Annotated in this window: 24 protein-coding genes; 5 read left to right on the top strand and 19 right to left on the bottom strand. The window is 40.8% G+C overall.

The window, feature by feature from the left end:
- Positions 1-337 precede the first annotated feature (337 nt).
- The 8 genes from ACFOHL_RS06490 to dusA all read right to left on the bottom strand — a co-directional run bounded on the left by ACFOHL_RS06490 (position 338) and on the right by dusA (position 8,591).
- On the bottom strand, positions 338-1,093 hold the full coding sequence (locus tag ACFOHL_RS06490; RefSeq protein ID WP_376919397.1) for a phosphoadenylyl-sulfate reductase: 756 nt from the start codon (positions 1,091-1,093) through the stop codon (positions 338-340).
- Complete coding sequence (gene cysI / locus ACFOHL_RS06485) at positions 1,086-2,795, bottom strand: assimilatory sulfite reductase (NADPH) hemoprotein subunit (protein ID WP_376919396.1); 1,710 nt, start codon at positions 2,793-2,795, stop codon at positions 1,086-1,088. The genes ACFOHL_RS06490 and cysI overlap by 8 nt, the downstream gene beginning before the upstream one ends.
- Positions 2,795-4,597 (bottom strand): assimilatory sulfite reductase (NADPH) flavoprotein subunit, encoded by a 1,803-nt coding sequence (locus tag ACFOHL_RS06480; RefSeq protein ID WP_376919395.1) that lies wholly within the window; start codon positions 4,595-4,597, stop codon positions 2,795-2,797. Before ACFOHL_RS06480 ends, cysI begins: the two co-directional genes overlap by 1 nt.
- 237 nt (positions 4,598-4,834) lie before the next feature.
- On the bottom strand, positions 4,835-5,593 hold the full coding sequence (locus ACFOHL_RS06475; RefSeq protein WP_376919394.1) for a TIGR04219 family outer membrane beta-barrel protein: 759 nt from the start codon (positions 5,591-5,593) through the stop codon (positions 4,835-4,837).
- Between the two features lie 4 nt (positions 5,594-5,597).
- Positions 5,598-6,590: a DUF2333 family protein gene (locus tag ACFOHL_RS06470; RefSeq protein WP_376919393.1), complete on the bottom strand. Its 993-nt coding sequence runs from the start codon at positions 6,588-6,590 to the stop codon at positions 5,598-5,600.
- 43 nt (positions 6,591-6,633) lie between these two features.
- Positions 6,634-6,837 carry a PspC domain-containing protein gene (locus ACFOHL_RS06465; RefSeq protein ID WP_376919392.1) on the bottom strand — a complete coding sequence of 68 codons (204 nt, stop codon included), beginning with the start codon at positions 6,835-6,837 and terminating at the stop codon, positions 6,634-6,636.
- 205 nt (positions 6,838-7,042) lie between these two features.
- Positions 7,043-7,345 carry a hypothetical protein gene (locus ACFOHL_RS06460; protein ID WP_376919391.1) on the bottom strand — a complete coding sequence of 101 codons (303 nt, stop codon included), beginning with the start codon at positions 7,343-7,345 and terminating at the stop codon, positions 7,043-7,045.
- Positions 7,346-7,598: 253 nt separating this feature from the next.
- Positions 7,599-8,591 (bottom strand): tRNA dihydrouridine(20/20a) synthase DusA, encoded by a 993-nt coding sequence (gene dusA, locus ACFOHL_RS06455; RefSeq protein WP_376919390.1) that lies wholly within the window; start codon positions 8,589-8,591, stop codon positions 7,599-7,601.
- 261 nt (positions 8,592-8,852) lie between these two features.
- Between dusA and ACFOHL_RS06450 the strand changes: the two genes are divergently transcribed.
- Positions 8,853-9,746: an alpha/beta hydrolase-fold protein gene (locus tag ACFOHL_RS06450; RefSeq protein WP_376919389.1), complete on the top strand. Its 894-nt coding sequence runs from the start codon at positions 8,853-8,855 to the stop codon at positions 9,744-9,746.
- A gap of 8 nt (positions 9,747-9,754) precedes the next feature.
- Here the strand turns inward: ACFOHL_RS06450 and ACFOHL_RS06445 are convergent, their stop codons facing one another.
- The 3 genes from ACFOHL_RS06445 to ACFOHL_RS06435 form a co-directional block, all read right to left on the bottom strand.
- Positions 9,755-10,093, bottom strand: coding sequence for a glutaredoxin family protein (locus ACFOHL_RS06445; RefSeq protein ID WP_376919388.1), 339 nt, complete (start codon positions 10,091-10,093; stop codon positions 9,755-9,757).
- Positions 10,094-10,223: 130 nt separating this feature from the next.
- Positions 10,224-11,459 carry an ABC transporter permease gene (locus ACFOHL_RS06440; protein WP_376919387.1) on the bottom strand — a complete coding sequence of 412 codons (1,236 nt, stop codon included), beginning with the start codon at positions 11,457-11,459 and terminating at the stop codon, positions 10,224-10,226.
- On the bottom strand, positions 11,453-12,166 hold the full coding sequence (locus ACFOHL_RS06435) for an ABC transporter ATP-binding protein (RefSeq protein WP_376919386.1): 714 nt from the start codon (positions 12,164-12,166) through the stop codon (positions 11,453-11,455). Before ACFOHL_RS06435 ends, ACFOHL_RS06440 begins: the two co-directional genes overlap by 7 nt.
- A gap of 322 nt (positions 12,167-12,488) precedes the next feature.
- On the opposite strand from ACFOHL_RS06435, the gene ACFOHL_RS06430 reads away from it, so the two are divergent.
- The 3 genes from ACFOHL_RS06430 to ACFOHL_RS06420 all read left to right on the top strand — a co-directional run bounded on the left by ACFOHL_RS06430 (position 12,489) and on the right by ACFOHL_RS06420 (position 14,164).
- Entirely contained in the window at positions 12,489-13,028 is a 540-nt protein-coding gene (locus tag ACFOHL_RS06430; protein WP_376919385.1) for a DUF3299 domain-containing protein, read from the top strand.
- 4 nt (positions 13,029-13,032) lie between these two features.
- Positions 13,033-13,491 (top strand): hypothetical protein, encoded by a 459-nt coding sequence (locus tag ACFOHL_RS06425; RefSeq protein ID WP_376919384.1) that lies wholly within the window; start codon positions 13,033-13,035, stop codon positions 13,489-13,491.
- A gap of 163 nt (positions 13,492-13,654) precedes the next feature.
- Positions 13,655-14,164 (top strand): DUF3299 domain-containing protein, encoded by a 510-nt coding sequence (locus tag ACFOHL_RS06420; RefSeq protein ID WP_376919383.1) that lies wholly within the window; start codon positions 13,655-13,657, stop codon positions 14,162-14,164.
- A gap of 15 nt (positions 14,165-14,179) precedes the next feature.
- Here ACFOHL_RS06420 and ACFOHL_RS06415 read toward each other — a convergent pair whose 3' ends face one another.
- From ACFOHL_RS06415 to ACFOHL_RS06380, 8 genes are all read right to left on the bottom strand, one after another.
- Positions 14,180-15,187 (bottom strand): CobW family GTP-binding protein, encoded by a 1,008-nt coding sequence (locus ACFOHL_RS06415; RefSeq protein ID WP_376919382.1) that lies wholly within the window; start codon positions 15,185-15,187, stop codon positions 14,180-14,182.
- Positions 15,188-15,189: 2 nt separating this feature from the next.
- Complete coding sequence (locus tag ACFOHL_RS06410) at positions 15,190-15,783, bottom strand: ZrgA family zinc uptake protein (RefSeq protein ID WP_376919381.1); 594 nt, start codon at positions 15,781-15,783, stop codon at positions 15,190-15,192.
- A 130-nt stretch (positions 15,784-15,913) separates the two neighbouring features.
- A complete protein-coding gene (locus ACFOHL_RS06405) occupies positions 15,914-16,288 on the bottom strand; it encodes a response regulator (RefSeq protein ID WP_376919380.1) in 375 nt (124 codons plus the stop codon).
- A 2-nt stretch (positions 16,289-16,290) separates the two neighbouring features.
- Positions 16,291-17,805, bottom strand: a complete 1,515-nt coding sequence (locus ACFOHL_RS06400; protein WP_376919379.1) for a PAS domain-containing sensor histidine kinase — start codon at positions 17,803-17,805, stop codon at positions 16,291-16,293.
- 11 nt (positions 17,806-17,816) lie between these two features.
- On the bottom strand, positions 17,817-18,437 hold the full coding sequence (locus ACFOHL_RS06395) for a hypothetical protein (protein ID WP_376919378.1): 621 nt from the start codon (positions 18,435-18,437) through the stop codon (positions 17,817-17,819).
- A gap of 1 nt (position 18,438) precedes the next feature.
- Positions 18,439-18,831: a response regulator transcription factor gene (locus ACFOHL_RS06390; RefSeq protein ID WP_376919377.1), complete on the bottom strand. Its 393-nt coding sequence runs from the start codon at positions 18,829-18,831 to the stop codon at positions 18,439-18,441.
- Between the two features lie 274 nt (positions 18,832-19,105).
- A complete protein-coding gene (locus tag ACFOHL_RS06385; protein WP_376919376.1) occupies positions 19,106-20,305 on the bottom strand; it encodes a hypothetical protein in 1,200 nt (399 codons plus the stop codon).
- A gap of 34 nt (positions 20,306-20,339) precedes the next feature.
- Positions 20,340-20,714: a hypothetical protein gene (locus tag ACFOHL_RS06380; RefSeq protein WP_376919375.1), complete on the bottom strand. Its 375-nt coding sequence runs from the start codon at positions 20,712-20,714 to the stop codon at positions 20,340-20,342.
- 313 nt (positions 20,715-21,027) lie between these two features.
- Here ACFOHL_RS06380 and ACFOHL_RS06375 point away from each other — a divergent pair, with 313 nt between their 5' ends.
- Positions 21,028-23,184 (top strand): sensor domain-containing diguanylate cyclase, encoded by a 2,157-nt coding sequence (locus ACFOHL_RS06375; protein ID WP_376919374.1) that lies wholly within the window; start codon positions 21,028-21,030, stop codon positions 23,182-23,184.
- The last annotated feature ends 10 nt before the right edge of the window (positions 23,185-23,194 follow it).

Below are 23,194 nucleotides of genomic sequence, written 5' to 3'. Positions count from 1 at the left end.
CAAAAATCACATTTATCACCATACAATTTGTTTATCGGCAAAAGAGCTATAAACATTTATTTGCAAAAAATAGGAAATTTTTAGCTTCAGAAGGTATTAAGTCAAATAACTTGGAACCCTAAATCGTTTTATCGAAATTGTAGGGGTAAAATGCTGACTGGGTTGTAGTTAGCTCAGTATGGTCGGTTAAAACCGAAGTTTTTTCATAGATGAAAAACTAAAGTGTAAAAGGATATGCATGCAGCTTTCTTAATGCTTCTCGAGCATATTAGGCACAAAACAATCCCGCCGTACTAACTAACCTGAACTCGGGATAACTATTGAGAAAAAAGGACGGTTAGATACCGTCCCCGTCGCCAAATTCATGCAGACCACATTCGCGTTTTAAGCCAAAAAAGCGAGTATCTTGTTCAGACATACCATCTTGAAGCGTTGTGGTTGAGTGCCAGTCACCAATAGAGACATAGCCTTTATCCCACAGAGGGTTATAAGGTAATTTATGTTTAGTCATGTATTGATGTAACTGTTTGTTTGATTGATCTACAATCGGGTGAACTTTAAATTGTTTTGCCTGCTTCTTAACAACATCCAATTCCATACGAGAATCAGATTGAGACCGCCGCAAGCCAGCAAACCAAGTACCGACTGACAATTCAGAGAGCGCTCGTTTCATTGGCTCAACTTTATTCATCGTATTGTACTTTTCGAGGCCCTCTACACCTTTTTCCCACAGTTGGCCGTATTTTGCTTCTTGCCAAGCAGGACTCTCTGCCGCCCGATATACTTTTAAATTCAAGTTAAACCGCGCGGTTAGTTCTTCAATAAATAGATAAGTTTCAGAAAACAAATAGCCAGTATCAGTCAATACTACAGGTATGTTTGGCGCAACTTCGTTCATCAAATGAAGCATAACTGCCGATTGAGCACCAAAGCTTGAAGATACGATATGCGTTGCGGGCAAATTTTTCATTGCCCACTCCACTCTTTCATGCACGGTCGCTGAATTTAATCGCTGATTAATTTCTAGCAAACGATTGGAATCTATATCGATATCGATCACTTCTAGCGTCGAAACCTGAGCTGCATTACTCATAAAAATCCTCAGCCGAATTCACGACTGGCTTAATAATACCTGCTCTAATAACAAAATCACCAAACGCTTCGTCATCATTGCGTTCTTTAGCCCATTGACCAACTAAGCCATCTACCACTTGCATGATTTCTACATCACTAATGTTTTCGCGATACATGCGAGGAATTCGGGTGCCTTCCCTATTCCCACCAATATGCAAATTGTACTTATTCGGCCCTTTACCGACTAAACCAATCTCAGCAAGCATAGCTCGCCCACATCCATTGGGACAACCGGTAATTCTATAGATGATACTTTCATCAGTCATCCCGTGTTTTGCTAAAATAGCTTCAAGCTCTGTTACCGCTTCAGGTAAATAACGCTCTGATTCTGCCATTGCCAATGGACAGGTTGGTAAGGAAACACATGCCATAGAATCTAAACGCTGTTTAGATACTGACTGCATTAAGCCATGTTTAATCGCAAGAGATTCGATGACTTCCTTTTGATTTTCAGGTACACCCGCTACGATAAGATTTTGATTTGCAGTTAAACGGAAATCACCTTTGTGTATCTTGGCGATTTCGCGTACACCTGTTTTTAAAGGTTTGCCGGGAAAATCTAATATACGGCCATTTTCGATAAATAGGGTCAAGTGATGTTTCCCATCGATGCCCTTTACCCAACCAAATCGGTCGCCACGCTCGGTAAACTCATAGGCTTTGCTAGCTTCAAACTTAAGTTCTGCACGACGCTCCACTTCGGCTTTAAATGTGTCTAAGCCAACGCGCTCAATGGTATATTTTGTTTTCGCATTTTTGCGATTTACCCGATTTCCCCAATCACGTTGTGTTGACACTACAGCAGCAGCGACATCAAGCGTTTTATCCAGCGAAATAAACCCTAGATCGTCGGCTTTTCTGGGAAAAGTCGAAGTGTCGCCATGGGTCATAGCCAAGCCACCACCGACCAAAACATTAAAACCTATAAGTTTGTCTCCGTCGGCAATTGCCACAAAGTTCAAATCATTTGCATGCACATCGACATCATTTAAAGGAGGAATAACTACGGTGGTTTTAAACTTTCTAGGTAAGTAGTTGTCACCCAATATCGGCTCTTCTTCTTGAGTGGAGTCTACTTTTTCTCCATCTAACCAAATCTCAGCATAGGCATTTGTCTTAGGTAACAAATGCTCGCTAATTTTTGCAGCCCATTCCCACGCCTCTTTATGAACTGAAGATTCTATGGGGTTACTGGTGCATAGTACGTTTCTGTTCACATCACCTGCTGTCGCAATAGAATCAATACCCGTTTTGTTGAGCGTTTGATGCATGTTTTTGATGTGCGGCTTTAACACACCATGAAACTGAAATGTCTGTCTCGTCGTTAGTCTGACGCTACCATACAAGGTGTTTTCTTCAGCAAATTTTTCGATAACTAACCATTGCTCCGGTGTGATAACGCCGCCGGGCAAGCGAGCGCGGAGCATTACATTGTGTAAAGGCTCAAGCTTTTGCTTGGTGCGCTCTGCTCTTATGTCTCTGTCATCTTGTTGATACATGCCGTGAAAGCGAATTAACTGAAAGTTATCAGCAGTAAATCCACCCGTAAGATCATCACTGAGATCCGCTTCGATTGTACCGCGAAGGTGCTGACTTTCGCGTTTTAATCTTTCGTTGTCAGAAAGTTTACCTTCTACAATTAGCTTACCTTTTTCGCTCATTAGTATACATCCTTCTGATAACGCTTAGCTTTACGCATTCCAACTAAATATTCTTTTGCTTCTTTTTCAGAACGCTTACCATGTGTTTGGATAAGTTCAATCAATGCTAGTTCTACATCTTTAGCCATTTTTAACGCGTCACCACATATGTATACGTGCGCCCCTGACTCCAACCACTCAAAAACTTCCTGACCATGTTGTTTAATACGATCTTGAACATAAATTTTTTCTTCTTGATCGCGAGAAAATGCCAGACTAATTTTTGTCAGCAGACCCGACTTTTTATACCCTTGCCACTCTGTTTGATACAGAAAATCTTGCGTAAAGTTGGGGTTACCAAAGAACAACCAATTTTTACCTTCGGCTTCTCTAGCATCGCGTTCCTGCATAAAAGCCCTAAAAGGCGCGATACCGGTTCCGGGGCCAATCATGATTACCGGTGTGTTGTCATCACTTGGCAGTCTAAAATTGTCATTATTTTCAACAAAGACCTTAACTTCAGCCCCTTCCTCAAGTCGAGTTGATAAAAAGCCTGAAGCGCCTCCTTGATGTTGGTATCCAAAAGCATCATATGCTACATGTGCAACCGTTAAATGTACTTCATCTTCAACCTCAGATTGAGACGATGCAATAGAATACAAACGTGGAGTTATAGCACGCATAGCATCTACCAAAGTTTGCGCACTGACTTTAGCTGGATATTTTTCAACGATATCAACAATTTGATGCTCGTCTAAAAATTTGCGCAAGGTTGCTTTGTCTGCTAATAAGCTGGCGAGTTCCTCATTGCCTGTGGCAGCTTGATATGCTTGAACAAAACCCGGATAGGTTAAAGTCAACTCTAGCCTTTCCGACAACGCAACAGAAAGTGGCATAGACTCATTGGCAACTGTGACTTCGTCATCTGCTTTAGTTTGCGTAGCAGCCATTATTTTGTCTACGACCGCACTATCATTTACAAACCAAACACCCAATGCATCGCCTGCTTGATATTGGATACCAGAATCTTCTAGCGATATTTCTATGTGACGAATATCTTTGACAGAGTCACGCCCAGTTATTTTTAAGCTTTCAGAAAGGGTAGCGGCGAAAGGATTTTGTTTAGTATATTGGCTTGATTGAGATGCTTGGCTAACAGCCTGAGTGGCAACTTGAGTAGCAGCACTAGAACTAGCCACTAGTGCTTCAAGCTTAACACTGAGCTGTTCAGTCCATGCAGCGATTGCACTTTCGTAGTCTACGTCACAATCCAAACGCTCGCTTAATGGCGTCGCACCCAATTTGTTCAGCCGTGTGTCAAAGTCTTTTCCAGTTTGGCAGAAAAACTCGTAGCTACTATCACCAAGTCCGACAACAGCATATTTTAAGTTGTTTAACTTAGGGGCTTTTTTACTGGCTAAAAATTCGTGAAGCTCCATTGCGTCGTCCGGTGCATCGCCTTCTCCATGCGTACTTACGAATACAATGAGATATGCCTCATCTTTAATTTTACGAGGCTTATAATCCGCCATGTTAACCAAGCTGACGTCAAGCCCTTTTGCTTTTAGTTGGTCAGCGTAATCACTTGCAGCATGTTTAGCATTCCCGGTTTGTGATCCATACAACACAGTAATTGATGCGGCTGGTGCATTATCGGCTATTGCAGGAGAGGTGACAGACACATTACCTTGAGCCATGCCAGCCAAAAATCCGCTAGTCCAAATCAATTGCTCTCGTGAAAGCTCAGAAACTGCTTGTGTAATTTTGTTTAACTGTTGCTCTTGCAAAGGAACAAAAGCACTCGATGAGTTATTCGTAGACATCAAAATATCGCTAATCTTATTTCATGCTAGGAGATTATCGATTTTTGTTGATAACGTAAAAGAATTAAAAATGATTTTTTATACAAATTAATGATGAAAGTTATCTTTTATCGTATGAAGTTTGATTACGATGGGAATGGATAGAATTAATACAAAGTTATCTCTACCCTTCTAAGAGAACGTCGCTTAGGCAAAAATGCCTAAGCTGTATTTTTCACAATTTGGCACAAGTTTTTTTTAGAAATGGACTTCAATTCCTGCAAAAGCACCATCAAACTCAAGATCTGCGAATATGCCGTCAATGTCTTCAATATCTAGAGCAGTCGATCGGTAACCCGCTTGTAATGTTAAATCAATGGCTAAAGACTCTACAAAACTATAGGTCAGCGCAACTTGATAATCGCTAATACTACTGTCATCAATAGATAAAAAACTGCCTTCTGCATAAACACCTAAACCCGTACCCGGCACGCCAAATGCCAACCGACCGTAAGCCATAGGTACAAATCCATCAAAATCTTCAATGGCACTGCGCTGCGTTTCACTATCGACGACAACAAACTCACCATCAACTTGTTTTGCATTTATACCAATATCAATGCTGGCAATATCATTATCCAAAATTTCGTAATACAAGATGTAGTCAGTTGTACTTAGATCAATATCTGTTTCTAGTAATGTATTTGCTGAGTAGACTTCATCACCAAATGTGAAGGTACTCGTCAGGCTTGTCCCCCCTTCGGTACTGTACTCTGTTTGTATCACTTTGATATTGGGTATAACTGGAATTAAATGCTCTAGAGCAAGGTAAAAACTGCTGTTTGTCTCGTCTTCAAAGCCAAATTGCGCTAGATTCTCATCGCGTGAAAACCCACCTTCAACGCCCATATTCCAGCCTTGTGCCCCCGCATAAACCCCTAATACTGTGTCAGCGCTTGAATTGCTAGACACTCCAATTAAGCCCAACATAGAGGAGAGCATAAGCAGTTTTTTCATGGTATTAACCTTGGTTGAGTAGTTCAGATAATTCGATGAGTGCGGCATTTGCTCTAGAAATGTAGTTCGCCATCACAAGAGAGTGGTTAGCGACCAAACCGAACCCGTCTCCATTTAAGATCATGGGGCTGAACACTGTCTCTTGCGTCGCCTCAAGCTCACGAATAATTTGTCGTAAACTAATAATAGCATTCTTTTTTAATAATACATCGGCAAAATCGTGTTCAATCGCAGCCAAAAAATGCAACAAAGCCCAACACGCTCCTCTGGCTTCATAAAAGTTGTTATCTAGCTTGAACCAGCTGGTTTTGTTTTCGACCGATGAGGGCTGCGGTGTTGAAGATGAGGCACTGGGGTCACCCGCTAGTTCAGTATTTAGCGACTCTGTACCCACACTCGCACTTAATTTCTGAGATAAACTACCCAGTCGTTTTTCTACTTGTTTTAAATAGTCTCTTAAATTGTCAGCTCTGGCATAAAATTGGCTGTTGGATTGCCCCACATTCGACAAACTATCTCTGTACGCGCGAAGAGATTGGAGTGCGTCGCTATATTCACCTTCAGTTGAAGGCAAAATCCATCGACTACTATCAAAATTTAGCTTAGGTTGAGCTTTTGCTAAGTCCTCATTCTCGAGTGATTGGCTCTGTGAACGACTAAAGTCTTTTCTCATGGCTAAAGCGAGATCTCTACTCATCTCTAGTACGCCAAATTCCCAACTTGGCATGTTGTCCATGACGATACCGGGTGGAGTAAGGTCATTAGTGATATAGCCGCCAGGCTTATTCAACATTGTATCAATGACATGGATTAACGCAGTGGTCGTCGTGTAACCCACCACGACTGATTGATGGTTTGTATGCGCTTCAGTGCGCGCTTTTTCACTCACATCACTTAAATCTGGCTCGAAACTCCACCACCAGCCAAGTAATGTAAGTAGCAATACAAACACACCGATTGCAATGGAAATATTTTTGCCATTTAGCAACGTCCGCATACACCCTCTCTAACTATTCGTAAGCCTATCCAGTGTACCTTTGTTAATATCTATATCGCAACAATAAGATAGCGAGGACATAAGCTAAACCAACCGCAAAGGGCACAAATAAAAACGTTGCCACTGCTCCGGCTCGAACCCACCAAGGGTTTACTTGTATTTCTTTGGCTAATCCAGCACACACACCCGCCACCTTTGCATTGTGAGGATCGCGGTAAAACTTATTGTTGTTAATGACCTTGTTCATATTGCCTACCTTTTTTCACTCAATATCTGCAGGCGTTAACCTGAGATATATACTTAACCATCCGTTTTTATTAACTTAAAATGGGTTAACAGCATAATGATTGCTGCTGACCCGACGTAGAACAACACAGGCGACAAAACAAGCCCGAGTAAATCCAGATTAACTAACATAACGCTATTCCTTTTTCAGCAGAGTTCAAACTGAATTAGTCGTCTGAATTTTGATTTTGGTTTAGATCTTCGTTCTGTTTGTTTTTGCGAACATTAGCAGTAATGTCTTTTATCGTAACTTTGCCAAGCTTGGTTGACTTTGTTTCCATCGCTGAATAGCTGGCCGACAATAAGTCTCTTTGTAAGCTTATTTTCATTTCTCGGTTAACTTCAGCAAGTGAACTTTTGACCAAACCAGTTAAGGCATTTTCGATAGGTGACTGCCCAGCATGAGCAGTAGTGGTAACAGTCATAGCAGCAACAAAAGTAGTAACAAGTAGTTTAAATTTAACGTTCATTTTAGTATTCCTATAAGTAAGTGTTAGTCATTGTGTAGGGGTTGCTGACTACTTTTTGAACCCGAACATCTGCTTACATCAGCATTACTTAACTCATAGCGAACAGTGTGCCAAACTTTTAATAAAATATTTTTACTATAAATATCAAAAGCTTAAAAATTATTCTCGCAGTACTTTGCTTGTTTTTAAAGTGAACAAAAAGAACATTGGTCAAATAAGCCATTTATAAATAGGAATTTTGACCAAAATATAGTTATTTATTTAAACTGTTTTGAACAGCCTCAAAAGCCATCTCTAGTAAGTAGGGATTTTCCCGTTCCTTGGGCGCATGTTGACTCAAAAATCGACGCCACACTTTTCCTCCTGGCTGCCCTTGAAACAAACCAAGTGTATGCCTTGCAATATGCCATGCTTTACTGCCATTTGAAATTTGTTCTCGCATGTAGTCGGTCATTTGCTCAAGCACCTCTTGCCGACTAATTACATTTTCCGATGAGTGGTAAATGACTTGGTCGACCTCTGACAATAAATAGGGATTGGTATACACTTCGCGCCCCAACATAACGCCGTCAACTAGCGCTAAGTGCCCTTGTGCTTCTTTCAGGCTTTTAATGCCACCGTTTATGGATATTTGTATATCAGGAAACTGCGCTTTTAAACGATATACTCGTTCATAATTTAATGGTGGGACTTCTCGGTTTTCTTTTGGACTCAAACCTTGTAACCAAGCTTTTCTTGCATGCACAATAAAATGCTCACACCCAGCCGCAACGATAGGCTCAACAAAGTTTGTTAAGCCTTCATCATCATCCATATCATCAATACCGATTCGACACTTAACAGTTATCGGGATATCAACACTATCTTTCATTGCGCTTACGCACTCAGCGACAACTTTCGGCTCTGCCATTAAACATGCGCCAAAACTACCATTTTTTACTCGATCTGAGGGGCAACCAACATTGATGTTTAGTTCATTGTACCCTCTTTGTTGAGCAATAATCGCGCAGCGCGCCATATCTTCGGGCTTACTGCCCCCCAGTTGCAGAACGAGAGGGTGCTCATGTGGATGAAAAGACAAGTAGTCGCCTTTGCCAAAAATAATGGCACCAGTCGTCACCATCTCTGTGTATAAAACCGCTTTTTTTGACAGTAAACGCAAAAAATAACGACAGTGTCTATCTGTCCAATCGAGCATTGGAGCGACAGAAAAACGATGATCAAGAGTAGAAATACTTGGACTCAATGGAAACCTTGCAATACGGGCTAAAATAGCAAAAACCGTATTGTATCATTTACCGATACTAACATAAGGGTTGAATTCAACTAATAACTGCAAAACAGTCGTTCTGGAATGTAAAAATAGACTACGAACCGGCAAAAAATCATACAAAATATAACCAAATCCTAGACAACACAGACACCTGTCTGTTATTTATACAGGGAAATACAAATAATCCTATGTGAAATATAGGTTTAATCTCAATCTGAATAGGCCAAAGAAGTAATGAATACATATACTCTACTATTTTTGGTTTGTACGAATTTGATTGCAGGATGCTCGGGCGGAAGCGCTGATTCACCTCCAACTCAAGTAAATGAAGTTCCGCCATCACCTCCTCCTGCGTCATCTTCAAGCGATAGCGGAAAAGTCACAGTTACCAGATTGAGTAGTGAACCATCTATTGTCCAAGCCAATTTTTGGCCCAGCGAAACCTTTGTTTTTAAGGGAAGTAAAGAAGCAAGACAAACAATAACTTCAGCCTTCACAAATGCAACATATACCTACCATGTTTACTTGCCCTCCCAATACAGCCAACAAAGTGATAAAGCGTTTCCCATGCTGCTTTTTACGGATGGAGAATGGTATGCCGAATTTCAATTTCGGGTGCTTGATTATGAACAAAGACAAATTATCGCCGTTGGCATCGAACATGGAGGTAGACGGGCAATTGATTACATTTTGCCCGGAGCGAGGTCATATCATTTATTCTTGACCGAAGAACTCATTCCGACGATTGAAGCCCAATATCGAATTTTAACTGATCACATCACTCTCAAAGGAGATTCAGGTGGAGGTAGCCAGACCTTGATCTCGATGCTCTTAGACGATCAGTCACCCCCAATATTTAGACACCATCTCGCCTTTGATCCCTACATTGCAGGTATCGGAAACATAAACACCCTCATTCAAGAGCGAGACACCCAATTTATGAATAAATCCTTGGTTGTAACGGGGATGCGCAAAGGTTTCCATCAGACTGTGGAACCATTTGTACAAAATTTAAAAAACAGCAGTCTGCAAAATTTGGATGTTTACCATGCTGTTTATGATCTTGAACACCAAGACGCTACTTGGTCTTCCTTTTCAAACGCCTTAGCAATTATATACGACGATTAACAAAGGGGTTATTTGCGCTTATCTATTCGTTTGCGCAGATACTCAATAATGTCCGCTGATTCATAAAGCCAGACGTCTCCCTCAGCTTGTTTGATACGCAAACAAGGCACTTGTCGCTTACCGCCTTGCTCGATTAATTCAGCTTGCCTGTTTGGCTCAGCAGAAATATTATGTTTGTTTATGCTAATTCCCTGTCCGCGCATAAACGACATGACAAAAAGACAATAGGGACAAGTGCTTCGGTGATACAAAGACAAGTCCTGAAAGGCAATCGTTGCTTTGGCAGATTCACGACTACTGCCAAAAAAACTAAAAAATAGATTACTTACCGCACTCAATATAGCCATTGAAAAATAAACTTACTACTACTCACAATAAGTCAATAGACCTGCCAGAAGGCAATATTCTTTCAAGCATGCCCTGTATTGCGAAATTAGAGGCTGCATTTGTATGTATGCTAGAATCCCGTTAACAGCACTATCGGGATGAGAGCGAAGAGTGCAAAGCATTCCGGTATGCCTCGAATGCAGGGATTGCAGAAGTCACAATACTCGCCGCAAGCACAATTGCCAATACAAGCAAAGTCTCAATACTCAATAAATTTGCACTCAAAAATAAACCATAATTTGACGCCAACCAATCATTGAGGACTACCAAAAGCAAGCTGATTAAGCCAACAGAGGCGATGATCGCCAACAATACCAATATCAACGCCTCAGCTAATACCAATGTAAAAATAGTTGCCGCGCCCGCTCCCAGTACTCTTAAGACTGCAATCTCATTTTTGCGTTGTTGCATGGATGCCAACAACATAGTCGATAGACCAAACAGCGAGGATATCAATACTAAAACACTAATAAAGCGTAGTAGGTTTTCAACCGTTCCCATCATTTGCCAAAGCTCACTCAGAGCAATCCCAGGTAATATAGCCATTAAGCGGTCATGCTTGTAGTTATTAATATCACGTTGTAATTTGAAGGTCGCAAATTTTGACGTTAGCCCAAGCATAACAGCCGTTACACTGTCTGGATTCAGAGGCAAGGCATGTGGGTCTTTTAACAATAGTTGTTGTTGCGAAGCGGGTAAATGGATGGCTTCAATAGCCTCTAAACTAATGTGCACCGTCTTATCAACGGGAGTCCCAGTGGCCGCCAATACACCAGTAATCGTAAACGGCGTCTTATCATGATTCACAAAACTAGTGCTACCAATGCCATGCGCGATGACGACTTGATCACCTAATTTGTAATTGAGCTTTTCTGCAACATCGGCACCAATGACCACATCGAATAAATGAGTAAATGCTTTGCCTTCTTCAAATGCTAAGCCTTGTTTGTTTCCGTACTTAAAATGCGCAAAGTATTGTTCATTTGTTCCCATTACGCGGTAGCCACGATGAGAGTCTCCCAAAGAGATCGGAATCGCCCATTCTACGAGTTTATTGTTTTTCAAAGTCTCATAACTTTCAAACTTAATATTGTTGGTTGGGCTGCCCATTCTAAACACTGAATAAAGAAGCAAGTTTAGCTGCCCACTTGGTGCCCCAGCAATAATATCGACGCCAGACACGGTTCGATTAAAACTGTTTTTGGCTTGCTGACGAACGTGTTCAACACTGAGTAAAACACTGATACTGATAAGTAGAGACAAAAAAGTCAAAAACACTGATTTGCGCCTACTACCCAAACTACTCCACGCAAGTGATACTAACATTCCGTCACGCCCTCACTACTTCTCAAACTCTTTATGTCCACAAACGTTTCAAAAAACCGGCGTAAATACAAATCATGACTAACAAAAACCAAAGTGGTCGAAGATGCATCACATATTTCGATGAGCAATTCCATAAATGCATCTCTTGCAGAAGCATCAAGTGCTGACGTTGGCTCGTCTACAAAGAGTAATTCAGGCCGATTTATCAATGCTCTGGCAATCGCCACGCGTTGTTGCTGACCGACGCTGAGTGTCCCAGCGGCCTGTTTCAATATTGTTTTCGGGAGCTGCAGTTTATCTAACAACTGTTCCGCGAAGGCTTGCACATTACCTTGCTTTTCATTAGCAAAATAAGCCGCCAACTGAATGTTTTTTAGCACACTCAAGTAAGGAATAAGATTGAACTGTTGAAATACAACTCCAATATGTTGTGCGCGAAACTTATCCCGTTGTCTAGCAGTTAAGCTTGAAAACGCTTGCCCCAGTAATTCGATACTGCCAGATTCAGGAGTCAATACGCCCGCAAGTAAGTTAAGTAATGTCGTTTTGCCAGAACCAGACTCCCCATGTAAAAACACACGCTCTGCGCTCGCCAGTTGCCACTGTTCAATAAAAAAAGCTGATTGTTCCCTAGCTTCATACCTGTGCACGACTCTATCAATATTTATCGCCAAATTAGCGTTAATGGCATCTGCTGCCGACTTCATTTTGTTGACTCCATTTTAATATCAAAAGCCACGGTGTGATTATACTTGGCAGTCCCCCTCAGTTTTGTCGCAAAAACGCTACGAGTATGTCCATATACGCTTTGATTTTTCATCCATGAAAAATAAATTTTGCGACAAAACTGAGGGGGACTGCCAAGTATAATCACACCGTGTATCAAAAGCGCGGGCTCCATAACCTCTAATATACTTTCAAAACCTGATATGTTATAACTCTACGCAACATATTTATTTAATCTATACTTGAAACGGAACAATGGCGATTCATTTTAACAGCAGATTTATACAGAGCGCATTCGTAATTGTGACTACAATACTTGCTTTTTCGAGCTTTGCTAAGAACGCATCAACTAGTGATTATCAAGAATTAGAGTGGATTGCGTTAATGCCACCTGATGATCTGCAAGCACTGTTAAACCCGCCAGAACATTTACTCGACATTCAGGATGGCTCTGCCTTAGATTCGGTCGATGCTTTGGTTAAACAAGAATTTGAAGACGAGAAATCAAAACGCTTTCAACAAGCTTTAGTGTCAACAGAGGTCGTCGAAACATACAAAGATAAAGCAATCCGAATCCCTGGTTTTGTCGTTCCACTTGAATCAAACGAAGCACAACGGGTAATTGAATTCTTTATAGTGCCTTACTTCGGAGCATGCTTACACATGCCACCTCCACCACCAAACCAGATCATACACGTCAAGCACGAAGAAGGCATTGAACTGGAGAGCATTCAAGATGCATTTTGGTTTGAAGGAACCTTGTCTATTGAAACCGTTGAAAACGACTTAGGTACGTCGGCATATCAGCTTAGCTTAGATAACTTATTACCGTTTAGGGGCTAACACAATGAAATCTCAACTTAACAAATTATTGATGCTGCTGCCAATGATACTTGTCACAGCCATACCCGCATCGGCTTGTGAATTCCATTATGGCGCCCCCCTTGGACAACTGCCTCAGTTTCACCCACTAGCACGACAAAATTTTACAAAAGATGCTTTTGAGGTTGTATCTTTAGAACATGTCAAAAAAACAGAGGTCAACGCTGGTGAGCAAGCGACTGTGAAAATAGCGTATAAAGTACCTACGAGTTATCGCAATGTGAACATCAGCTTTTCTGGTAGTGATGAAACGGTGGAATTTATCAGTGAGCCTCGTATTTCTGTCGACAACACGGCTGATACCTATTATTTGACCTATACTGTCGATAGACCGGGAACATTCAAAATCGCCGTTCAAATATACGGTTTCCGAGGGCAAACGCCATTTTCGACCACTCAGGTCATCGAGGTTTTAGCGAGTTAACCCTCTTATTTTGCTCAGGGAAAAGGTTAAATACACACTAAGCATTGTTGCTTGTGCTTTTGTTGGGGTCGGCTTAGGCTTTCTAATACTTAAAATATGGCCTACCGTAAAACACCTTACCTACACAAAGAGCTATGTATATCAAAGTGCGGATAGCGCCTTGTTGGAGAGGTTCAAATCCCTCAATATTCATGAATTACGTTGGCAGGATTTAATTCCCGAAACAGAAAGAGAATTATTGCGTCAGTATCAACAAAAAGACACAAGTTCTTTTGAAGATCAAATGATGCAATCCATTCGTGCGAGTATTGACAAAAAATACATAAACGCCATGCTTTCAACAAACACTGTCGATATTTGGCATGGTCGCGCTGTTTCGATATCGGGTTTTATTGTACCTATAGAAACAAATGAAAACCGTGCTATTACGCATTTTTTTGTTGTCCCTTACTATGGTGCTTGTATCCACTTTCCTCCACCGCCGCCGAACCAAATAATATATGCGCAAGTGGAAGATGGAATCAATATAGGTGAAATAGACAATCCGTTTACCTTTGTTGGGACCTTGAGCGAAGAGCTATTTGAAGATCCTATCGCCACCTCAGCGTATGTCTTAGACGTCGTGAGTATAGAGACGTTTTATGGGCAACCAGACGATTTCAGACAACATTGACGCTCAACAAAAAGCTTAATCTTGCGCTTGTATGCAACAATTCAACAATTCGCTTTCCCAAGCGGAAGCGACACTGTCAGCAATGATTTCGATGCGACTTTCTACGCAATCATCAAGTTCGATTTCCATGAGTTCATCATCTACGAGATTATAGCTAAATACCCCGTCATTGGTTATGACTATACCTTTAAGACGCTCAACATTAAGTGACTGAAACCACACAAGCAAGCGATGTCTATCAAAGACATGTTCAGCCGAAAAACGCCATCCCATACTTTCAAAACCTTCACCTTGATTTTTTGCAGACAAATAACCTGACTCGGGTAACACTGTATCACTTGCCAGCTCACTTTGCTTATCATGATGATGGTGTGCATGCCTTTTTTTGCGCAGATTTGCGGCAACCTGAGACTGTCCATCCAGCAATGAAGGCATTATTACACCTTGTTGAGTAAACACTACTTCAACAGCCTCTCCTCGTCGTTGCTTAATATAGTCAACAAGAGATGACGCATCATTATCTTCATAGAGATCTGCTTTGTTTCCAACGATAAGGTCAGCAATATCAATTTGCTGATTAAACGTGTCGTGATTTGTGTAACGCGTATCGCTAAGTTTTCTCGCATCAACAAGCGTAATATTTTTTTGGATATCCAGCACGTCTTGATAATGACTCGCAGACAACGATTCTAAGACTTCTCTGGGATGCCCCAAACCAGTGGGCTCTATGAGCAAGCGGCTAGGTCTAGATTGTGCCAATAGCTGATTGAGGGCAATTTGCATCGGCAAACCAGCCGCACAACACATACAACCTCCCGGTACCTCCCTCACGAATATACCAGTAGCCTTACGATGTTGACCTTCTAACAAGTCCCCGTCGATGCCAATTTCACCAAACTCATTGACTAATATCGCCCAGCGTTCACCCGCTGGTTTTGCCTTTAAGAGTGACAGTATAGTACTGGTTTTACCTACACCTAAAAAGCCACTAAAAATGTTAGTCGGAATGGCTCGCAATTTCATATTTACAAGCTGGCGGTTGGTTTTGCCTTTGTTAATTCACTCGAACCTTGTCCAGATTCTGTGATCCACTCTAGCTTGACAGCGCTAAGCGAAGGCATAGATTCGAATACCCCCAAAGCGATTTCACTGACTGGGGAGTCACAAGTAAAACGATATTCGACTTCTACATCATTGTGTTCTTCGTGATGATTATCATGATCGCTGTCGTGTTTGTCGTGCTCCTTGTCGTGACCATGTCCCTCATCATGCTTATGTGCATGATGATGTTTGTGCGCATTATCTTCACTATGATCTTGTGTATTTTCCAAGGAATGTTCACTGCTGACTAGGCGACAATCACCATTGAGTGACAGGACATCCTGATTACGTGCCAAGCGATGTGCGATTTTTTTTACTTTAGATTTTTGTGCCTTGGTTTCAGCTTCATGTTCAAAACCCAAGGCATCAGCGGCAGGCAACGAAAGATGAACGTGCCAATGACTACCCTCTTGTGCAATTTGCAGTTGACCTTGCCCATGCACATGCTCTTGCGCAAGTACTACATGAGTCGATGCTATCGCTAACAATCCTGCAGTTTTGATACCCAAGTTTTTCATAAAGACGCCTCTGTCATTCCGTTCTTATTGTTATAGTTTGTGGCTAAGACTTTTTAAGAAATTAGGCACAAAAATATCGTCAAACCCAGAAAAGATACAATATAACATTTCTTCGATTAAATGAAGTGTGTTAGCAAACAAGCAAATATTTGGGTAACTCGTCGATAGATAGGGGCTTAGGTAAACATGCTTTGACATATGGGAATGCCATACATTGATTGTAGTCATCATCACGTATGGACGAAGTCAACATTACAATCACGGTGGAATCAGGAATGCCCAATTTGCCATATCTTTCAAGAAATTCTATGCCGTTCATTCTCGGCATGTTGATATCTAAAAAAATACAATCAGGCACACAATCGCCTCCCAAAAGCATATTGATGGCTTCTTCTCCGTCGTAGGCCTTGTGAATTTTAGCACTAGGATCGTACTCAGCAATGGTATGAGCTGACAAAAATTGGTCAGCTTCACTGTCATCAACTATCAGTATAGATAAAGCCACGACTATTCATCTCCAGTGGACTGCGGTATGGTTAGACGAAAACATGCGCCTTTAGTTTGCTGAATGTATTCCACATCGCCCCCCAAAACATGGGCGCTTTTCTTAATCAAATACAAACCCAACCCTGAACCAAAAGCTATTTTGGGATGAAAGCGATTAAACATTTCAAAAAGCTTATGCTGTTGTTCTTTCGGAATACCTAAACCATTATCCGACACATCAATGATAACATGCTCGCTGTCAACCTTAGCTCGAATATTTATATATGCGTTTTCGACTTTAGGATCATGGTATTTGATGGCGTTAGAAATCAGGTTTTCGAGGATCATTCGAAAACGAGATTGCTTAACAATTACATGTTTAACAGTGTTTATGTCGAGCTGTTTTTCCACTCGGTCAAAGCCTTCCAATTGACACATACTCTCAAAAACTTGCTTGATGGTCATTTGCACATCTAGTCGTTGTTCATTTTCTTCAGCATTTTCCATCTCCGTTAACTTGAGAATATCTTGGATCAAGATTTCCAACTTACTGAGTGAATTTTCAATATGTCCAAGGCACTCAAGGGCTTTTCCATTGTTTCCTGCATCGATACTATTTTTTGCAATTCTGATTAAACCAAGAGAAGAAACAATCGGTGACCTGAGATCGTGAGAAGTGCGATATGCAAACTCCTCTAGTTCTATATTTGCGTTTAAGAGCTTTTTCTCTGCCTGTTTGCGCTCAGTTATATCAGAGATAAAAATGAAAAAATGCCCGTCTATATCTTCGCCAATCTGACTTATCGAGACCGAAAAGTATTTCTCTGTCGGTGACAAAATATGTTGATCAAATTCATGATTATCGGTCGATTGATAACAATAGAGTTGACGTTCACTGTCATAGTAGCGCTCCTTTAGAGAGGGCAATAATTCGGCAATATCTTTATCCACTAAATTGGCATATTTGAAGTTGAAAAAATCCGAAGCTGCACTATTTACCTTAATGATTTTACCACTGTCATCAAACACGATAATGCCATTGTGTGTTCTATCAAAAATTTCTTCTAGCTGGCTTTTGACTTGGGTATAACGTTGAAGGGTATTGTCTAACTCAACAGATTGTCTATTCAGTTCTTCTTCTCTTTTTGAGGCCGCACTCACGTCATTAATATAAATGATACATCCTTTGTTTTTACTGCCTTCCATAAGTGGTTTTATCACGACAGATTGTACAATATGGTACGGCGGGCGTGTCGCCAAAGACTTTTTAAATAAGGGAAACGTTGCTTTTAGTAGCTTATAAGACAGAATCGACGGAAAATTGAGGTTGACGGCTTTATCCACAGCTTTCTGAATACGCGTATTGTCCAGAGAGGGAAATACATCTAACCATGGTTTATTTTCGATGTTTTGAAAATCGATCAAGGAGGTATCGGATACAAAACGATTCCAAAACACTATTCTTTGCTTACTATCCAGCATAATTACGCCAGATTCTACTAAGTCTAGTATTTGAAGCGCATCATCAAATTGCATACGCACTGCCTCTATAAGCCCATACGCTTTGAAATAACATCGTATAACTTTTCCAAGTTACTTTTTGGTTGGAAAAACATCAACTGCGCTTTACTGTCTTTGTCGACAACGGTAAAACTAATCGTTAAGAATAAGATCATGTCTTCTGCATCACCAAACATGGTGCTTTGCGTCTCCAAGCTGGTGAATTTACCGTATTCGCACTCTGGAAGCTGAGTAATCAAATTCAGCCCTAATACTTGTGACAAAGCATAAATGACACCTGAAACCGCAACATTCGTTAAATCGAGTAACATTTCTTGCTCAGTTGCTGCAAACTTTATCAAATGCGCTTCGTTTTCTTCTAGTAAAGCATTCAACAGTTTCAAGCTTTCTGATTCACTAAAATAAAGTAAGGCTTCGCCGCTAATATCTCCCGCAAAAGCTTGGCGCACAAATATAGAGATACCTTGCGTGTCTTGATACTCACTTCTTTTTATTAATTCTGATTTTGGCACCATATTGACTTCTGGAACATGAAGTTGAATCTGGCTATTTGATATTTCAGCGAGCTCATCAATAACGTGACCCAGCCCTAAGTTCAAGGATTCCGCGAGAACGTCTAAAGATAATGCTTCTTTTTGACTATCCATCTTATAGCTCCCCACTTTTGGCAGAAAAAAACAAGCGCAACCTTTCCACAAAAGGCTCAACATCAGTGGGACTCAGTGCCTTATTGATATAGTTTAGGTCAATATCATCTGCCTTGCTCTGCAGTTCACTCGACTTATTGCCTGTCACTAGGGCAATTTGATTCACATCAACACCTTGTTCGATGAGTGTTTCCGCCGTTTCCAATCCGTTCGGTTCCCCCATATTTACGTCAAGTAAATACCAATCGACTTGCAGGCCTTCAGCAAATTTATCCAAGACTTCCTGTCCTGATTTCGCTTCAATATATTCAGCATTATCATATATTTGAGAAACCGCTTCTTTGAGTAACAAGCGCGCAAACATGCTATCGTCCGCAATCATAATCTTAGGCATACAAGCCTCCGTAATGAATTGTTATTTTCTGTCTAAACTGAAGTGTGGATAAGAATCGGCGCGATTGTTTGCTTTCTATTTCTTGCTTATCTAACGCGGCCATTTACGTTTATAACTTTGTAAATTTCAGCTACCTATCCTAAATTCAGCTTATACCTTGAATGCATTTATTCGCATTGATATTCGCATTGAAATAACTATCGGCACACGACTAATTTATCTTTATAAGAATAGGCTTAAAAATAGTGAAAAGTATCTGGCAAGATTGCATTGGCTAAAAGCGATATACAAATTCGGTTGCCCAAAGCACTGAATCTTTGCTTTCAACTGAAGCTGCTGAAGTAAGCACAAACGGAGGCAAGTATCCAGATCCAGTAATGTGATGCACTTCTGTAAATACAGACCAGCTTTTGTTTAGTTGATACTTTAAACCTATAGTCTTGGTTATGGCATTGTCAGCCCAGCTCTCAAGACCAAATGTACGTATCCGCTCACCGTTCTTGTCGTCAGCGTTCCTAAAATACCGTTCCCACCTGAGCAATATAGTAGTCGAAGCATTTAAGTTGTATCGTCCTTGCAAATAATACCCTTCCATAGGCCTTTGCGCGCCGACTGGATATTCCAATAATCGTCGAACACCAAAAACTCTGTACGCATATTCAGCGACTAATTCAAAAGTATTCCAATTTTTCTGCAAGGAATAGACGTAATGTGTAAATACTACTTCGCCGTCTACTACATTGATAGCGGGTAACTCTGGTGAAACACGCACGAAATCTCCAGGTGCAGCAAAATACATAGGCACATATTCACTGTATGAAAAAGATAGCAAGTAACCTGAATTTGACCAACGAAAGTCGGCCAAAAAAGCATCGTCCTCGTGCCATTTGCCGTTTACAAAAGAGCCGAAGCTAGTTTCATTTATACCGTCATCAAGATTTATCTCACCCAAAGACAGCTGAAATTGAAAATTGCCCACCTCTGTATCAAACGACGAATTAAGAGAAACACCATCGATAGACAACAATAAATTTCGAAATACATCAAGATAAACAGATTGCGGTAGTAAAATAGACGGTTTTGCTGTCGGAATGTCTCGAAATTCGTTATAAATTCCAGACTTACTCTTAACACGCCCCAGAGACAATGCGTGTTCTCCACTAAGCAACTGATTAGTAACATACGTGACATTTAAATAGTCAATTCGAGGTTTGTCGTCAGAAATGTTGTCACCAAACTCCCGATAACTTAGTTGTCCTTGGACCGAGAAATTATCATCAATAGAATAAGTAGCATTGACCGAAGCATCAATTATCAGCGCAGAGTCTCGTCCCTCTCCCAAAAAATTGTTGCGATTTACCGTTGCACTGCCTATCCCCAAAAACCCGTTCAACCTTATCTTGTCTCGTGTATTGCTGTATGCTTGATTTGATATCAGCATCAACGTGACAAGAATTGGTGCTAAGCCGAACATGAGGCGAACAAGTCCAGCCTTACAACACATGTAACTATTCTTCAATAAGCAATACATTTACTTGCTCCGATAATTCTTTGATATCACTCTCTTTCATCACCAAATACCCCAAGCCCGTTTTATTACCTAAAATGAAAGCGATGAGAGTGTCGTGATCATAAACTTCATCTGGCAAAGTACCTTTTCCCGCAAATACCCGCGCATCCCAAACTCTAGCGAGTTGATAAGGGAAAAAATCGAAAATCGCTTGAGTGAACCTAGTGGTATCAGGGCTATCCAAAGGAAGCGTAACTAAATTGACTTTTTTGCCAGAGGGCAGCAGTTGCTTGCGCAGCGAAAAGTAAGTATGCACATCGCCTACGTCTAAGGTGTCGATAGATTTGTTGTAAACAACAACTAATCTCCCCACTTGTTCGCACTGAGCAGGCGAGGAAAAAAGCACATAAAACAACGTTATACTTATAACAGTGAAAATTCGCAAAAGATTCTAGATTTACTTATCACGGATAGCAGTTTATTGTTGTAGCTTGAACTGTATCAGTTTAGCGTATTTTTTTACATACATAGTTATACTTATGATCTTTTCATTTTTAGTAAAGTAACTTTAAAGCATGTTCTGTCATACTTGATTCTGTATTAAATAATTCAAGAGAATCGGGTAACACACAGAGATTGCTTTCGCTAGGACATGAAACAAATATATGTAGTATGAGATAGGGATAATGAACGACAGGGACCTGATCGAAAACAAAAGGCTCCAGACTAAATCACTGTCATTCTTTGCTTTACCCAATGTTTTATTTGGTTTGAATTTTGGTGTACTTGGCGGGATGGCTAATGCTTTTTTCAGCGTATCGTTTTTTGGTAGCCTCACGCTGTATTTTGGGCAATTCTTCGTATTGCTTTGCTTAGTGATGCGCGGTATAAATTCGGCACTATTTGCGGTTGCCATATCCTCGTTAGTCACCGCAATCGTGGCTGATGACCCTTACTTAATTATCATTTTTGCCCTAGAAATACTTGTTGTTCATACGCTTCTACACCGAGGTTTGTTTCTCTTTCAGTCTGTGATGCTGTACTGGTTATTTATTGGCTTACCCTTATTATTGACTCTAACAGCACTCACGGTAGATACAGATATAGATATAGATGTATTATTCATAAATGCGCTCACGCGGGTTATCAACGCATTAATATGTGTATCGGTTGCAGCCTTATTTATGTGGTTTCTACCAATAAGGCTATCGAGTTGGAAGTACAAAACAAGACCACCAAAACTAGCGGCATTAATTTTCTCCCTCTGTGTTCTAACGGTCACCCTACCTGCATTACTTATGGCACTGTTTTTTATAAACCAAGCAGCAGAGCGAAATGAATCAGCGGTATCGCAGGCCATGCATACTAACGTTGCAAGAATAGCTTGGGCGACTGAACGACTATTGAGTGAAAATTTAAACGGCCTGGAAACCCTCGCAGACTACATTGCCAATACACGATCTCCTATTAGTGCAGACAACATACTATCGGCTACGCAGGAAAATCTACCTTCATTAAAGCGTATTTCGGTTTTCTCAAGTGAGGGGAAATTGTTACTCAGCACGCACAGAGAAACCACTCTTTCACCCAGAAACGGCAGCAATCACTTTGACTCTCCGCTTTTTCAAAAAACACGATCCAGCCTATCGCAATATGTGTCAGACGCTAAAATCGACAAACCATTTAGCGACGCTGCGGTCATTGTGCTTAGTGTGCCTGTAGTAAAAAATGATTCTTTTGCGGGAGTAGTGCAAGCTTCAATTAGCCTTGATGAACTTGATGACTTGGCTGATAGGGTTATCTCTGGAAAATTTTCGTATGTAATAGTAGACAAATACGCTCGTTCCTTGGCTTCAACGATGGTTGCCAGAAATTTGCTGTTGTCCAATTTCGATTACACGCCTGTAGCGCACCCCTTGATTAATACCTTGGAAGTCATAAATACTGCAAACTCTCAGTACTTGTTAAGTGAAGGCAGAACAAAAAGTGGCTGGTCTATTATCGTATTAGCCGATCCTAAGTTAGTGACAAGCCCCCTGATAGTAAACTTCTATGTGTTAATTTTATCTGCCGTCTTTGTAATTATCGCGTTTTCAATTGTCGCGAGCCAATTGTCAAAGAAGATCACTCGCCCCTTAGAGGACATTGCCGAAAACTATCCGAATAAAAACGTACACCCTCAAATCATGGAAGAAGCTCAGGTCAGCGATGAAATAGTCAAGCTTACTCATACCTTGATATCATCTCATGCTGTAATGAGCGATTTTCAAGCACAACTGAAAGAGCAGGTCGAAAACAAAACGCGACAACTTAAACAACTCAATAAAGAGCTATATTCACTGGCACAAAAAGACGGCCTAACACAATTATTAAATCGTTCGGGGTTTAACCGCTTTGCACTCACCTCATACCGAAATTGCGTGCGTAACCGGATTTCAATGTCGATGATTTTAGTGGATATTGACCACTTTAAACGAGTCAATGACACATATGGACATCCCTTTGGAGACAAGTGCATAAAAACAGTCGCCAAAACACTTCAAAAGCACTGCAAGCGTGATACAGATATTATTGGCCGTTTTGGCGGTGAAGAATTTATCATCATGATTGTAGGTGGGGAGATAAGCGAACATCACACCCGCATAAAGCTCATCACAGACTCAATTAGAAAAAATAGCTTTAATGTTAATAATCAGGAGGTTAACATTACAATCAGCGCAGGAATTTGCAGTATCCTCGATGATTTTTCAATAGATTTCGATGCGCTTATCAAATACGCTGATGAACAGCTATATTTGAGTAAGCGTACAGGAAGAGATAAAACTAGTATCCTTGTTCGATAGTCCAAGATAA

Origin of the sequence: Agaribacter flavus, assembly GCF_042646125.1 — a bacterium.
GTDB classification, from domain to species: domain Bacteria; phylum Pseudomonadota; class Gammaproteobacteria; order Enterobacterales; family Alteromonadaceae; genus Glaciecola; species Glaciecola flavus.
This window is presented reverse-complemented; position numbering and strand designations above follow the sequence as displayed.